Here is a 13,503-nt window from a genome sequence, read left to right on the forward strand (position 1 = left end):
ACGTAGAGGCGGGGGAGAGGTCAGGAGGGCAGCCGGACGGCGTGCCGGCGGTGCCAGGTCAGGCGGACCCGGGTGCCGCGGTAGGCGGCGACGTCCTCGGAGGAGGTCTCCAGGTTCTGCTGGAGCGCGGTGATCCGGCCGCCACTGTCGAGGTCGACCAGGAAGCGGGTGGCGTCGCCGAGATAGACGACCTCGGCGACGGTTCCGGTCGCGGTGGCGTGCTCGGGCTCGTCCGCCTCGGCGGACTCCTTCAGGACGCGGATCTTCTCCGGCCGGATGTTGTACGTGCCGGGGGTGCCGACGATCCGGTGGGCCGCCTCTCCGTCGAGAAGGTTCGAGGTGCCGACGAAGGAGGCGACGAAGGGGGTCGCCGGGCGCTCGTAGATCTCCGCGGGTGTCCCGACCTGGGCGATGCGGCCCTGGTCGAAGACGGCGATGCGGTCGCTCATCGTCAGGGCCTCCTCCTGGTCGTGGGTGACGAAGACGAAGGTGATGCCGACCTCCCGCTGGATCGACTTCAGCTCGACCTGCATCTGCTCGCGCAGCTTCAGGTCCAGGGCGCCGAGCGGCTCGTCCAGCAGCAGCACCCGGGGCCGGCCGACGAGCGCGCGGGCGAGGGCGACGCGCTGGCGCTGCCCGCCGGAGAGCTGGGCCGGACGCCGTTGGCCGTAGCCCTCCAGGCGGACCTCGGCGAGGGCCTTGCGGGCGCGGACGAGCCGTTCGGCCTTGGGTACCTTGCGGACCTTGAGCCCGTAGGCGACGTTCTGCTCGACCGTCATGTGCGGGAAGAGGGCGTAGTCCTGGAAGACCGTGTGCACGTCCCGCTCGAACGGGGCGAGGCCGGTGACCTCCTGTCCGGCGAGTTCGATCCGGCCCTGGTCCGGAGTCTCGAACCCGGCGACCAGCCGGAGGACGGTCGTCTTGCCGGATCCGGACGGGCCGAGCATCGAGAAGAACTCCCCGTCCCGGATGTCCAGGTCGACCCCGGCCACGGCGGTCGTCTCACCGAACGACTTCCGCAGGTCCTGCAGCCGGATCGCAATTCCCTCCATAGGGGAACCTTTCTGGCGCGCTGTACGTTGAACCGTTGACGGTAAACATATGAAGTCATAGTTCTAAGTTCAAGATCCCCTTAGGGTAAAGCTTGAGTCAATGCACGAGGTGGTGGCCGTGAGGCAGTACGAGATCGAGGGCGGCGCCCGCAAGGCCGTCTTCCGCCCGGTGGACAACCGGGCCCGCGTGGACGCGGTCGTCCGCCGCATCGGCGACGCCATCGAACTGGGTCTCCTCGCCGACGGTGAGCAGCTGCCCGGCGAGACCGAGCTGGCCGGACAGCTCGGCGTCTCCACGGTCACCCTGCGCGAGGCGCTCATGGCCCTGCGGCAACAGGGCCTGGTCACCACCCGCCGGGGCCGCGGCGGCGGCAGCTTCGTCTCCCTTCCCGAAGTCCCCGCCGACGACCGCCTCAAGGCCCGGCTGCGCGGCTGGAGTACCGAGGAACTGCGCGACCTGGGCGACCACTGGGCGGCTCTGTCCGGCGCCGCCGCCCGGCTCGCCGCACAGCGCACCGAACCCGAAGACCTTCGCCAACTCCACCGTACCGCCGAGGAGTTGATCCGGGCCGAGGACGCGGCGGCACGCAGCCGGCTCTACGGCCGCTTCCACGTCGAACTCGCGGCGGCCGCCCAGTCCGCCCGGCTCACCCGAGAACAGGTCGCCCTGCAGAGCGAGATCGGCGCACTGCTGTGCCTGGTCCTGGCCGACGACGCGTTTCGTGAAGAAGTTGCGGACCGTCACCGCGCCGTGATCTCCGCCGTGCAGGATGGGGCCCACGAAACGGCCGGCACGCTGGCCGAGCGGTGCGTCAGGGAGTCGACGGCGCGGCTCGTCGCCGTACGCCTCACCCTCTGACCGCGCCGCGTCAGGTTCCCGTCCGCTGGAGGACACCATGGGCCGGAGCCCCGCGCTCGCCACCCTCGACACGGAAACCGAGGCGTGGGTGGCCGCACAGGTCGGCGGCGCGCTGGAGGCCGTCTTCGAGACGGTCGCCGCCACCCGCGCCGCCACCGAAGCCCTGCTCGACCGCGTGGCCGCCGAGGTCCGGCGGCCGGCCAGCGCGGACCTCGCCGCGCTCCGCCCCGGACTGCACGTCCACCTGACCCGCGAGGAACTCGTCTCCGGCGTCGGCTTCGTCGCGGCGCCCGGCCTCCTGACGGACGTGCCCGCCTGGCTGGAGTGGTGGCAGTCCGGCGCCGACGGCGACGTACGCCCGCTCCTGCTCGACCTCGATCCCGGCCAGTCGGCGTACTCCGACTACACGCACTGGGACTGGTTCGCGCTGCCCCGCGACACCGGGCGCCGGGCGGTGGCCGGACCGTACGTCGACTACCTCTGCTCCGACGAGTACAGCCTCACCCTCTCCGAACCTGTCCTGACCCAGGGACGGTTCGCGGGAGTCGCCGCCGCCGACGTCTATCTGCGGCACTTCGAGACGGCCGTCCTCCCCCTCCTGCGGCGCCTGCCCCGCCCCGCCCACCTCGTCAACGCCCGTGGCCGGGTCGCCGCCTCCGCCGACCCCGCCCACCTGGCCGGCTCTCTGACCAAGGGCCCCGACTTCGGCGAACTGCTCGGCGCGGCGCGGCCCGGCACGTACGACGGCATGCGCCTGGTGCCGTGCCGGGGCGTGCCCCTGGTGCTGGTGCTCGCCTGAGCCCGTGCACGTGTGGGCCGCCACCCGGCCCCCGCGAGGAACCGGCCGAGCCGTTCAGCTTGGACCCCTGAGCGCTCAGTGCTTCGCCGTGGGCGGCTCGTACTGTTCGGCCAGACCGAGGTCGTTCATGATCTGACGCATCAACTGCTCGAACATGGGCTCCTGGTCGCCGAAGAGCGGGGTGAAGTGGCCGAACGCCTCGATGACGACCTGCCCGTAGAGCGAACGCCAGCAGCTCAGCATGACCGCCGCCGCCTCCGGTGGGAGGGCGACGCCCGTGTCCGCCACGTAGTCCCGCATCTGGCGCAGCAGGCGCGGCTCCAGCTGCCCCTGGTCCGGCACCGGATAGCCCCGCGCCGCCCAGAGGTCCACGAAGGCCGGGCCCCACACCCCGGCCAGCCGCCGGACCCAGCGTGTCGTCAGCACGGCGTGGGCTTCCCCGGCGGCTCGCGCGGGGGTGCCGAAGAGGAAACAGAACTCGCGCCGGCGGGTGATCGCCCAGGAGCGCAGGACACGGCTGGGGGCGATCATGCGCATCCCGTAGTTGTGCCGCGGATGGCGTCCGGCCGCCCTGTCGAGCTCGTCGACCAGCTCGTCCACGATGTCGTCGGCGACCTGGGCGACGACATCGGGCAGTCCGCGCTCGAAGTGGTGGTAGAGCGCCGCGGGTGTCACGCCCACGCGCCGTGCGACCTCCGAGAGCGTCAGGGTCTCGATGCCGCTCTCGACGATGACGTTCCGTGCCGCCGCCCGCACCTCGGCGGACATCTCGGCCCGCAGCCGGGCCCGCCGCCCTCCTGCCGCCACCGGTGAGCCCCCTCCGTCTCCGGACGCGATCGCTGCCGGGACCACGGCACCGGCCGGGTCCCGGCAGCGAGCGTACCGGCGCGGGGGTGCGCCGGCCGGGTTCGCCCAGGTCGCACATCCGTGCGCCCGGCGAACGGCCGGGTCAGGAGATGACGCGCAGGTGGGTGGGCCAGCCGAGCCGGTCGAGGCGGGTGAACAGGTCCTTGATGTCCTCCGGCCTGAGCTTCACACAGCCATTGGACTTGTAGTCACCGACGCCGTCCCAGCGGCGCGGCTCGCTACGGCCCTGCGACCCGTCGCGGTTCATCTCCGAGTGGATGAACATCTCGGTGCGGGTCGTCGTCCGCCTCGCACACGGCATGTTCTGCAGGTAGACGGCGTATCCCTTGATGGACCGGCCGTCGTAGGTCCGGGACTTCAGCCTGATGCGCCAGTCCCCGTTGGGCATCCAGCCCTTGTTGCGGACGCAGTCGTCCTTGACGCCGATGCCCGAGCCCGCGCGGTAACTCTTCTGCACACGGCCGTTCCTGTAGATCGACAGCCGTGAGTTCGTCGGGTCGGCGGGGTTCTTGTCGAAGACGAGGGTGGTGGGGGAGGGGGCGGCGGCCGCCGGGGCCGACGTACCGGCGGGACCGGCCGGCCGTGCTCCGGCGGAGGCCGTCGTCATGGCCGTCGCCGCCATCGCGACTCCCAGGGCTGCGGCGGCACGGGTCCAGCGCTTGCTCGGCTTCACAGAAGGGACCTTTCAGTCGTTCGGTCACTGCGAAGTAAAGGGTCTTTAGAAACCGAGGCGGCTTTAAAGTTCTACGTCCTGTTATCACCCGTCCGGCGGGAGCGTGTCCGCTCGCGCTCCCGCTCCATGCCTTTTACGCCGTCACCGTGTCCTGAGCGCTGCTGCCTTCGGTGCCCACGCGGAACGTGGGGTCACCGCCCGGAAGCGGTCGCACCGTGAGTGTCTGCTGGGCCTGGCCGATCGGGCCGTGGATGTCGTGGAGGACGCTGCTGGTGAGGCCCTGGCCGGTGGGGCCGAAGGTGACCGTGGTGTCGAGGCCGACCCAGCGGCCCGTCGGCTGCCGGTGCAGATGGATCGTCAGGTCGACGTTGGGAAACATCCACTCGGTCGGCGGCCGGCGTACGGCGATGCCGTTGGCCGTGTCGACGAGGGCGATGTAGGAGGCGACCGGGCTGCTCGGCTCGCCGGCGACGAGGGCGAGGTCGGTGGAGATCCAGGCCGTGCCGCGGCCGGGTTCGGAGGGGGTGACGGGCCGGACGTCGACGGACGCGCAGTGTCCGCCGGGCCAGACCGAGCCCAGGGACCGACCGGCGAGCCCGTCCGGCGGGGTCAGGCGCGTCTCGGCGCCGCCGGCCACGGCGCCGGTGTCCACCTCGGTCAGCAGCCAGGCGCGGGCCCGTACCACCGGCCGGTCGGCGATGCGTACGACCGCTTCGAGCAGTTCGATGGTGCGGCCGGGCCGGATCGACTCCACCTGGATCTCGCACTCGTCCAGGGCGAGGCGTCCCAGGATGTCGAAGCTGATCCTGGACAGGAGCAGTCCGCTCGGCGGGCGCTCGGCGCGGTACTGGTCGATCGCGTGGACCACGAGCCCGCCGAGCGGGCTGAAGTGCATCTCGTCGGTGTCCCACGCGCCGCTGGCGTGCGGGGTGGGCTTGTAGCGATGCCGGTCTATGCGCTCGAAGTAGCTGGCGGCCAACGGGTGCCTCTCCTCGGAATGTCCGTGCACGGGGGCGTTGAGCAGGTCGTTGCACAGTACATCCGTGACCGCGACCGGTTCACGCGTGCCTCCGGTCCCGCGGTCTTCACCCGCTGAAGCGGCCCGGCCCGGCGCCGCGCACGGAGCGACGCCGGGCCGGGCGGAGCGGTCAGGCGGCCAGGCGCTCCGCGATCTGCTTGGCCTTCGCGGCGGCCTCCTCCAGGGCGCGGTCGCGGGAGGCCTCGTACAGCGGGATCAGCTCGGCCATCGCCGGGTTCTGCGGGGCCATGGTCAGCTCCGGGACGATGAAGTCGAGGTCCAGGCCGAGGGTGTCGGCGAGGATGACCGAGAGGTAGTTCTGCACGTACTCGTATCCCTCACGCGGGGTGCCCGGCCCGTAGGCGCCGCCCCGGCTGGCGACGACCGTCACCGGGGTGCCCTTCGCGGACGGGGTCTCGCCCGCGGTGCGGCCGAAGAGGATCACGTTGTCCAGCCAGGCCTTCAGGGTCGAGGGGATCGAATAGTTGTACATCGGGGCGCCGATCAGCACCGCGTCGGCCTGCTCCAGCTCCTCGATCAGACGGACGCGCTCGGCGAAGGCGGCGGCCTGCTCGGGCGTGTGCGACGCCGGGTCGGCGAAGCCGGCGGTGTGCGCGGCGGCGGTGATGTGCGGGGCGGGCTGTGCCGCGAGGTCGCGGTAGACGACCGTGCCGTCGGGGTGCTGCTCCTGCCAGTGCGTGCGGAAGACCTCCGCCACGGCGCGCGAGGCGGAGGCCTCGGTCGGGAACACGGACGAGTCGATGTGCAGCAGGGTGGCCATGGTGACTCCAGAAAGACGACAAAAGGGGCAGGGGTAGCCCGGTGGCTCAGCGATCGCTGAGATTTGGTACTCGACTATCTTTAGCATATGGACTTACTTTTTTTCATCCCCCTACGGTGGGGTAGTACCCTGAGCGCATGGCGGCGGACGTGACGCACGACAGCGCGGTGTGCAAGCAGGTGGACGATGGCATCACCCGTGTCTTCCAGTTGCTCGGAAAGCGCTGGAGCGGCCCGATCGTGGCCGTCCTGGTGGAACAGCCCGCACACTTCGCCGACCTGCGCCGGGCCGTCCCGGGCATCAGCGAGCGCATGCTGTCCGACCGGCTCGCGGAACTCGGCGCGGCCGGACTCGTGCTCCGCGAGGTCGACGAGGGCCCGCCGCTGCGCGTGTCCTACCGGCTGACCGAGGCGGGGGCCGCCCTGGAGCCGGCGCTCCGGGAACTGGGCGAGTGGGCGAAGGCCCACCTGCCGGACGCGCCGCCGTGCCCCGGCGCGTAGCGCGAGCGGTCGGCCGGATCGTCCGTGCGGGGCGCCATCCGGCCGTGGACAACACCGGGCAGTGGGTGCGGAACGTCTGGACCAAGCGGCCACGCGGCGGCACCGCTGCCGCCCGGGGAACGCTGTACCGGCCGGATTCCCGCCCCGAGGGTCCGCTGGCCGCGCGTACGTCGTGTGGCTGGCCGAGCGGCAGGACTTCATGCGCGAGGAGAGCCGGAACACCCGCCCCGAACCAGTCCCCGTGGTGCCGGCCGACTCCGCCCCGCTACACCGGCCTGGCCACCGTCCACACCGGCGGCTCCACGGTCGGCGCGGGCGAGACCTGCCGAGACTGAGCAGGGTAGGTGTCGATCGGCGAGCTCTTCAACGGGCGCGAGCCTGTGGGCCGCAGTGCGCTCAGGCGAGGTATCGGCGGTCCAGGCTCTTCGGGACCACAGCCGGGTAGTCGAGGAAACGACGGCGTGGCGGGGGTTGCTGCGAAAGCGAGGGAACCAGCTCACGGCCCCCCGGGGCGATGGTCATGACCCGCGGCGCGAAGGTGACTTCGTGTTTCCGCGCGACAGCCTCCGGATGATGGACGACCCCTTCGTGCACCACGTTCTCGTCCCGGGTGGCCAGATGGACAAAGGGCGAAGCGACGTCCTGCAGCAGGGACTTTGGAATGCGGGCCGGCAGGGTGAGCGAGCACCGGCCGCACCTTCGACATCGCGGTGAACCTGCTCAGCGGGCGCGGCTGAGCCGGGTCAGTCCACCGGCCAGGTGTGGGCGGGCGCGTTGAGGTGCATGTAGTCGATGTACAGCTGGGTCATCTCGCGCAGGGCGTCGTGGCGGCCGGCGCGCGTGGTGGCGTCGAGGTGGTGGAACATCTCCTTTTGCCACACGGCGCCGTTGCGCGCCGTCACACAGCGCTGCTCGATGATGCCGAGCAGCGGCTCCCGCCAGGCGTCGTCCATGCCGGACTCGGCAAGCCCCCGGTGCGCCAGCGGCAGCAGCCTGCGCAGGACCAGCTCCGGCACCGGCACCTCGCCCATGCCGGGCCAGTACAACAGGGCGTCGATGCCGAGCCGGGCGGCGGTGTGCAGATTGTCCTCGGCGGCCGCGAACGACATCCGCGACCACACCGGCCGGTCCTCCTCCACCAGGGCCCGGGTCAGGCCGTAGTAGAAGGCGCCGTTGGCGAGGGTGTCGGCGACGGTCGGTCCGGCGGGCAGCACCCGGTTCTCCACGCGGATGTGCGGGAGGTCGTGGGAGACGGCGTACACCGGGCGGTTCCAGCGGTAGATCGTGCCGTTGTGCAGGGTCAGTTCGCCCAGGTCCGGGATGTCGCCGCGGTCCAGGGTCTCCGCCGGGTCCTGTTCGTCGCACAGCGGGAGGAGGGCGGGGAAATAGCGCAGGTTCTCCTCGAAGAGGTCGAAGACGCTGTTGATCCACCGCTCCCCGAACCACACCCGGGGCCGTACGCCCTGCACCTTGATCTCCTCCGGGCGGGTGTCCGTGGCCTGTTCGAACAGCGGGATACGGGTCTCGTGCCACAGCTCCTTGCCGAACAGGAACGGCGAGTTCGCCGCCAGCGCCACCTGGACCCCGGCGATGGCCTGCGCCGCGTTCCAGTAGGGGGCGAACTCCTCGGGAGACACCTGGAGATGGAACTGCGTGCTCGTGCACGCGGCCTCCGGGGTGATGGTGTCCGCGTAGGTGCGCAGCCGGTCCACGCCGTCGACCTCGATGCGCAGGTCCTCGCCGCGGGTCGCGAAGATCTGGTCGTTGAGGAGCTGGTAGCGAGGGTTCTCCGACAGGGTCTCCTCGCCGATGTCCTGCTGCCGCAGGGTGGGCAGGATCCCGATCATGATCAGCCGGGTGCCGATCGACCTGGCCCGCTCGTCCGCGTGGTTCAGCGCGGCGCGGATCTCCGACTCCCACGCGTCGGGTCCGCCCGCCGTCAGCCGCCGGGGCGGCACGTTGATCTCCAGGTTGAACCGGCCCAGCTCGGTGGACCAGGCGGGGTCGGAGATCGCCTCCAGCGCATCGGTGTTGCGCATTGCCGGCTCGGCGTCGTCGCCGACCAGGTTCAGCTCGATCTCCAGACCGACCTGCGGCCGCTCGGACTCGAACCGTGCCTCGCGCAGCATCTGCGCCAAGGCGTCCAGGCACGCGTGCATCTTGATCCGGTACCGGCGGCGGTCCTCGCGGGTGAAGACGAGCGCCGGGACGTCGCGTCCCATCGGCCCTCCAGGATGCCCCTCGTCGCAACCTCCACCACCAGCGTCGCACCAACGCGCGGGCCTCACCAGGCGCGGCCCGCGGCCGCGAGACGGCGCCGCCACGGTGTACGAGCCTGGGCGCTGGCTCGTCGAACGGTTCGGTTCGTCCCGCCGGTCCTTCACCGCCGCCGCCCTCGACCACCGCCGTCGTCCATCCACGGTGAGCCGTCCTCAGATGCGGCGAGGGCGGGGGAGCTGTGGCCGCGTGCCCCTGATTCTCCGGATGGGTCGGATCGGCGTCCGGTACGCGGCCGTGAACCGTGCGTGATGACTCCGGAGGCGGTCCGTGTGGCCGAAGGCGCGTGGCGTGCGGTGCCGGAGATCCCGGTTCAGGCGTTCTTACGGGCCACGCCTCCGTAAAAGCCGATCGACTCCGAGCCGGGCGGTGGGGTGGTCTCCGGGCGCCAGAAGGGGACCTGGGTCAGGCCGGGCTCGACCAGTTCGAACCCGTCGAAGAACCGCTCGACCCGGTCGCGGGACCGCAGGTTCATGGTGGCGGTCGCGCTGTTGTAGACGGCCTCGGCGTCGCTGCGGTCGTCGGCGAAGTCGGCCGTCGCATGCGAGAGCACCAGGAAGCTGCCGGCCGGAAGCGCGTCGCGCAGGGTGGCCACGATCCGCTCGGGCTCGTCCGCGTCGCGGATGAAGTGGAGAATGGCGACGAGGAACAGGGCGACGGGCTGCTCGAAATCGATGATCCGGCGCACCTCGGGATGATCGATCACGGACTGGGGATCGCGCAGATCGGCGAGCACGATGCTGGTCGTGCCGGACCGGCTGAGCAGCGCGTCGGCGTGCGCCTTCACGATCGGGTCGTTGTCGACATAGGCGACGCGCGTGTCCGCGGCCAGCTCCTGGGCGACCTCGTGCACGTTCGGGGAGGTGGGCAGCCCGGTGCCGATGTCGAGGATCTGGCGGACGCCGCTGCCTATGACGTACCGGACCGCACGGTGCAGGAAGGCGCGGTTGGCCCGTACGGAGATCCACACCTCGGGCGCGGCCTCGGCCAGTTGGTCGCCCGCCAGTTGGTCCACCTCGTAGTTGTCCTTGCCGCCCAGGAGGTAGTCGTAGATCCGTGCGGGATGCGGCTTGCTGGTGTCGATGTGCACGGCCTGGCCGCCGTCCTGAGTCACACTGGGCTCCTCTCCACGACCGTCACGGCCTTGGTCCCGCAAACGGTTGGCCAAAGCTTCCCACATCAACTATCAGGTGCTTGTGTGGAGTTCCCGTAGCCGAGGGTCACCGTGCCACTGCCACCGGGGCCGAGCGGCGGCTGATCCCGGCGGCCGCGCGCGCGATCCCAGGGCGTCCCCGGGACCTCCCCGTGCGCCCGGCGCCACGCGTCACTCGTCCGGTCTTCCCTGCGCGGCGGACGCACAGCACGGGTCGGCCGTACGTCCGCGCACCAGACGCATCTCACGGGCCAGGCCCACCGGGCGCCCGTCACCCGGCCGGCCCGGCTCCGCTGGCCTGTGGGACTTCGGCGTCGGATGGTCGGAACAAGATCGGTGAGTCGAAGCATCGTCCGACCGGTCGTGGGTCGTCCCTCCGTGTCCGTGACGAGGTGGGTCGACGCGCCGGGGGCGGGGAACGGTTAATCCATGCGCTCGGGTCGTTCCCCGCCTCTCCCGCCGGTCCTGCTCTCAGCCCCGTTGCCCCGGCACAGCCGGTCCTCGCCGCTGCCGCCCGATCACCGGCCGAGCGAGGCACCGCTACCCAGTTCGGCCGGGCGTCCAGGCAAGGGGGTGTCCGCGCGGTGTGAGCCGGAGCCGGCCGGTGCCGCTTGGGGAATGAAACCGATCGGTTTACGATGCTGGTAAACCGATCGGTTTCCTGCTCTGGAGATGACTATGACCTCGATCAAGGACGCTGTCGTACTGGTGACCGGCGGCAGCCGTGGCCTGGGCAAGGCGCTGGTGGAGGGGCTGTACGCGCGCGGCGCCGCCAAGGTGTACGCCACGGCCCGCGACCCCCGCTCCGTGACCCACCCCGACGCCGTGCCCCTCGCCCTGGAGGTCACCGACCCGGCATCCGTCGAGGCCGCCGCGGCGCAGGCCCAGGACGTCACGATCCTGATCAACAACGCGGGCGTCTCGCTGGGCGCGCGCTCCTTCCTCGACGCCCCCGTCGACGACGTACGCCGCGAGTTCGAGATCAACTTCTACGGCCCCCTGCTGGTCACCCGTGCCTTCGTCCCCGTCATCGAGCGCAACGGCGGCGGACACCTCCTCAACGTCCACTCCGTGCTCTCCTGGCTCGGCGTCGCCGGCTCCTACAGCGCCACCAAGGCCGCCCTGTGGTCCCAGACCAACTCCCTGCGTCTGGAACTGCGTTCACGCGGCATCGGGGTCACCGGGCTGCATGTCGGCTACATCGACACCGACATGACCTCGGACATCGACGCGCCCAAGTCCACTCCGGGCGACATCGCGGCCCTGGCCCTGGACGGAATCGAGAACGGGGCGTACGAGGTGCTGGCGGACGACCGGACCCGGGATGTGAAGGCGGCGCTCTCCGGAGACCTGGCGGTGCTGTATCCGCAGCTGACCCAGTAGGTGTCGGAGCAGGTCTCCGCGGGCGGCCGACCGGTGAAACCTCACGGGTAACAGCCGTCGCGAGCACCGGCGTTTCGGCCACGCACCGCGGCTGCGGAAGCCTTGTGCCACTGCGGTCGTGCGTTCGACGCCCCCGGAATCCCGGGTCCGCGCTTCGTCCGGAAAAGCGTGCGTTCGATTCGGCCGCGCCCTCGTTGAGCCGGGCACCGCCGGACCATCCAGGTGCGGTGCCGACCCGAAGGAGGGACGCAGGTGACCTTGACCGACGCCTCGACAGGAGACTTCCCGCCGCCTCCTCCGCCGCCCGCCACGATCAGCTACGAGGGCAAGTCCGGCAAGAACCCCCTGGAAGAAGCCAGTTTCCGCAGGATGTGCGGGCGGCTGCCGTCGGTGCTGCGCAGCACCGCGGGCATGGCGTGGGCCGTCGACCGCTCCGGGGTCGTCCTGCTCCTCGTCTGCCAGCTCCTCACCGGCGTCGCGGCCGCCGTGGTCCTCGGCTGCACCGCCCAGGCCATGACCCACATCCTCGGCGCGGGCCCTGTGTCCGAACGTCTGCACGGGGCCCTGCCCGCGCTCGCGGTCGTCACCGCGGCGGCGGCGGTCGGCCGGATCAGCAGGGCTCTGGCGTCCTATGCGGACGGGCGGATCACCCCGCGGCTGGTGACCGAGGCCGACGTGGCGCTCGTCTCCGCCGTCTGCCGGGTGGAGGCCTCCGCCTGCGACGAGGACGGCTTCGCCGACCGGCAGGAGGCCGCCGAGGTGGGCGTCACCCGCACCACGACGATGGTCAAGGACGCCCAGCAGTTCCTGGCCTCGCTCATCCGCATGGTCGCCGCCGGCGGCGTCATCACGGCACTGCACTGGCTGATGCTCCCGCTGTTGCTGCTGGCCGTCCTGCCCGCGGGCCTGGGCGCCGTGCTCTCCGCCCGCGTCGACTACGAGACGCACTACGCCAACGTCGGCGACCGCAACGTACGCGGCATGATGCGCTGGTGGGCCACCTTTTCGCGGCACGGCGACGAGGTCCGCGCGAACGGGATGACCGACTACCTCGTCTACTGGTACCGCGCGCTGTCCGAGCGCATCGACCGGCGCATCCTGACCGCCGCGCCGCGCATGCTCCGAATCGTCCTCGCGACATCCGCCCTCGGAGGTGCCTTTCTGCTCGTCACCTGGTCGGCGCTCGCCTGGCTCGCCATGACCGGGCGGGTCGCCCTGCCCGTCGCCGCCACAGCGGTGGTCGCCGTGCAGACCACGCTTGCCGCGCTGTCCCAGTTCGTGCAGTACGGCGCTGCGATGTTCCACACCTCCCTCTACCTCGCCGACATGCGCTCCTTTCTCGACATGGCCGCCGAACGCGCCCCGAAACGCGGAGAGTCGACGCTCCCGGAGCAGGTCGAGGAGATCCGGCTCGAGGAGGTCGTCCACCAGTACCCCGGCAGGGACGAGCCCGCCGTGGACGGCGTCTCCCTCACCCTGCGGCGCGGCGAGATCCTCGCGATCGTCGGCGAGAACGGCTCCGGCAAGTCGACGCTGACCAAGCTCATCACCGGCATCCTTCTCGCCGACAAGGGCCGGGTCCTCTGGGACGGTGTCGACCTCGCGCGCGCCCGGCCCGACTCCGTCTGGAGCCGGACCGCACTCGTCCCGCAGAACTTCGCCTGCTGGCCCCTGCGGGTCAGGGAGAACATCACGCTCGGCCAGCCGCGCACCCATGACGACGGCCCGGTGTGGGAGGCCGTCGACGCGGTCGGCATGCGCGAGACGGTCGAGCGGTTGCCCCACGGACTCGACACCCTCCTCGCACGCGAGATCTACGGCGGCGCCGAGCTGTCCGGCGGACAGTGGCAGCGCCTGGCCTGCGGGCGTGCCCTGTACCGCCGTACCCCCCTGCTCATCCTGGACGAGCCGACGTCACAAATGGATCCGCGCGGCGAGCACCAGATCTTCCTGGAGATCAAGCGCATCGCCGCGCGGCGCATCACCATCGTCGTCACCCATCAGCTGGAGAACACCCGCCTCGCGGACCGGATCGTCGTCCTGCAGAGCGGCCGCGTCGTCGAGCAGGGCAGCTACGACGACCTCGTGCACGCCGGCGGCCTCTTCGCCGAACTCGTCGCCCTGGCCAAGGACCGGTGACG

General features: G+C 71.2%; 12 protein-coding genes. 5 read left to right on the top strand and 7 right to left on the bottom strand.

What is annotated here, in order from left to right; all coding sequences use genetic code 11:
- Window positions 1-20: 20 nt before the first annotated feature.
- A complete protein-coding gene (locus ACQPXS_RS43075; protein WP_433454920.1) occupies window positions 21-1,052 on the bottom strand; it encodes an ABC transporter ATP-binding protein in 1,032 nt (343 codons plus the stop codon).
- Window positions 1,053-1,152: 100 nt separating this feature from the next.
- Between ACQPXS_RS43075 and ACQPXS_RS43080 the strand changes: the two genes are divergently transcribed.
- Together ACQPXS_RS43080 and ACQPXS_RS43085 are read left to right on the top strand one after the other, a co-directional pair.
- Window positions 1,153-1,911, top strand: a complete 759-nt coding sequence (locus ACQPXS_RS43080; RefSeq protein ID WP_433454921.1) for a FadR/GntR family transcriptional regulator — start codon at window positions 1,153-1,155, stop codon at window positions 1,909-1,911.
- Window positions 1,912-1,948: 37 nt separating this feature from the next.
- The gene (locus tag ACQPXS_RS43085) at window positions 1,949-2,710 is read left to right on the top strand and encodes a PDC sensor domain-containing protein (RefSeq protein WP_433454922.1); all 762 of its coding nucleotides are present in this window, start codon (window positions 1,949-1,951) and stop codon (window positions 2,708-2,710) included.
- A gap of 75 nt (window positions 2,711-2,785) precedes the next feature.
- Here ACQPXS_RS43085 and ACQPXS_RS43090 read toward each other — a convergent pair whose 3' ends face one another.
- The 4 genes from ACQPXS_RS43090 to ACQPXS_RS43105 form a co-directional block, all read right to left on the bottom strand.
- A complete protein-coding gene (locus ACQPXS_RS43090) occupies window positions 2,786-3,517 on the bottom strand; it encodes a TetR/AcrR family transcriptional regulator (protein WP_356313783.1) in 732 nt (243 codons plus the stop codon).
- Window positions 3,518-3,659: 142 nt separating this feature from the next.
- Window positions 3,660-4,250, bottom strand: coding sequence for a L,D-transpeptidase family protein (locus ACQPXS_RS43095; RefSeq protein WP_433454923.1), 591 nt, complete (start codon window positions 4,248-4,250; stop codon window positions 3,660-3,662).
- A gap of 133 nt (window positions 4,251-4,383) precedes the next feature.
- Window positions 4,384-5,229 carry a thioesterase family protein gene (locus ACQPXS_RS43100; RefSeq protein ID WP_433454924.1) on the bottom strand — a complete coding sequence of 282 codons (846 nt, stop codon included), beginning with the start codon at window positions 5,227-5,229 and terminating at the stop codon, window positions 4,384-4,386.
- A 169-nt stretch (window positions 5,230-5,398) separates the two neighbouring features.
- Window positions 5,399-6,049, bottom strand: a complete 651-nt coding sequence (locus tag ACQPXS_RS43105; protein WP_433454925.1) for an FMN-dependent NADH-azoreductase — start codon at window positions 6,047-6,049, stop codon at window positions 5,399-5,401.
- Between the two features lie 137 nt (window positions 6,050-6,186).
- On the opposite strand from ACQPXS_RS43105, the gene ACQPXS_RS43110 reads away from it, so the two are divergent.
- Complete coding sequence (locus ACQPXS_RS43110; RefSeq protein WP_365328540.1) at window positions 6,187-6,549, top strand: winged helix-turn-helix transcriptional regulator; 363 nt, start codon at window positions 6,187-6,189, stop codon at window positions 6,547-6,549.
- Between the two features lie 743 nt (window positions 6,550-7,292).
- Here ACQPXS_RS43110 and ACQPXS_RS43115 read toward each other — a convergent pair.
- Window positions 7,293-8,771, bottom strand: coding sequence for a glutamate-cysteine ligase family protein (locus ACQPXS_RS43115; protein WP_433454926.1), 1,479 nt, complete (start codon window positions 8,769-8,771; stop codon window positions 7,293-7,295).
- A gap of 368 nt (window positions 8,772-9,139) precedes the next feature.
- Window positions 9,140-9,940 (bottom strand): SAM-dependent methyltransferase, encoded by an 801-nt coding sequence (locus ACQPXS_RS43120; protein ID WP_433454927.1) that lies wholly within the window; start codon window positions 9,938-9,940, stop codon window positions 9,140-9,142.
- 717 nt (window positions 9,941-10,657) lie between these two features.
- Here ACQPXS_RS43120 and ACQPXS_RS43125 point away from each other — a divergent pair.
- Both ACQPXS_RS43125 and ACQPXS_RS43130 read left to right on the top strand, forming a co-directional pair.
- On the top strand, window positions 10,658-11,362 hold the full coding sequence (locus ACQPXS_RS43125; RefSeq protein WP_433454928.1) for an SDR family oxidoreductase: 705 nt from the start codon (window positions 10,658-10,660) through the stop codon (window positions 11,360-11,362).
- A 258-nt stretch (window positions 11,363-11,620) separates the two neighbouring features.
- Window positions 11,621-13,501 (top strand): ATP-binding cassette domain-containing protein, encoded by a 1,881-nt coding sequence (locus ACQPXS_RS43130; RefSeq protein WP_433456207.1) that lies wholly within the window; start codon window positions 11,621-11,623, stop codon window positions 13,499-13,501.
- Window positions 13,502-13,503: the final 2 nt, after the last annotated feature.

The sequence above is a fragment of the Streptomyces sp. CA-142005 genome (assembly GCF_050942335.1).
Taxonomy (GTDB): Bacteria; Actinomycetota; Actinomycetes; order Streptomycetales; family Streptomycetaceae; genus Streptomyces.

Coding starts and splice junctions, on each gene's coding strand:
- ACQPXS_RS43105 (WP_433454925.1), bottom strand. CDS start 6,049: ATGGCCACCCTGCTGCACATCGACTCGTCCGTGTTCCCGACCGAGGCC.
- ACQPXS_RS43125 (WP_433454928.1), top strand. CDS start 10,658: ATGACCTCGATCAAGGACGCTGTCGTACTGGTGACCGGCGGCAGCCGT.
- ACQPXS_RS43110 (WP_365328540.1), top strand. CDS start 6,187: ATGGCGGCGGACGTGACGCACGACAGCGCGGTGTGCAAGCAGGTGGAC.
- ACQPXS_RS43080 (WP_433454921.1), top strand. CDS start 1,153: ATGCACGAGGTGGTGGCCGTGAGGCAGTACGAGATCGAGGGCGGCGCC.
- ACQPXS_RS43115 (WP_433454926.1), bottom strand. CDS start 8,771: ATGGGACGCGACGTCCCGGCGCTCGTCTTCACCCGCGAGGACCGCCGC.
- ACQPXS_RS43075 (WP_433454920.1), bottom strand. CDS start 1,052: ATGGAGGGAATTGCGATCCGGCTGCAGGACCTGCGGAAGTCGTTCGGT.
- ACQPXS_RS43085 (WP_433454922.1), top strand. CDS start 1,949: ATGGGCCGGAGCCCCGCGCTCGCCACCCTCGACACGGAAACCGAGGCG.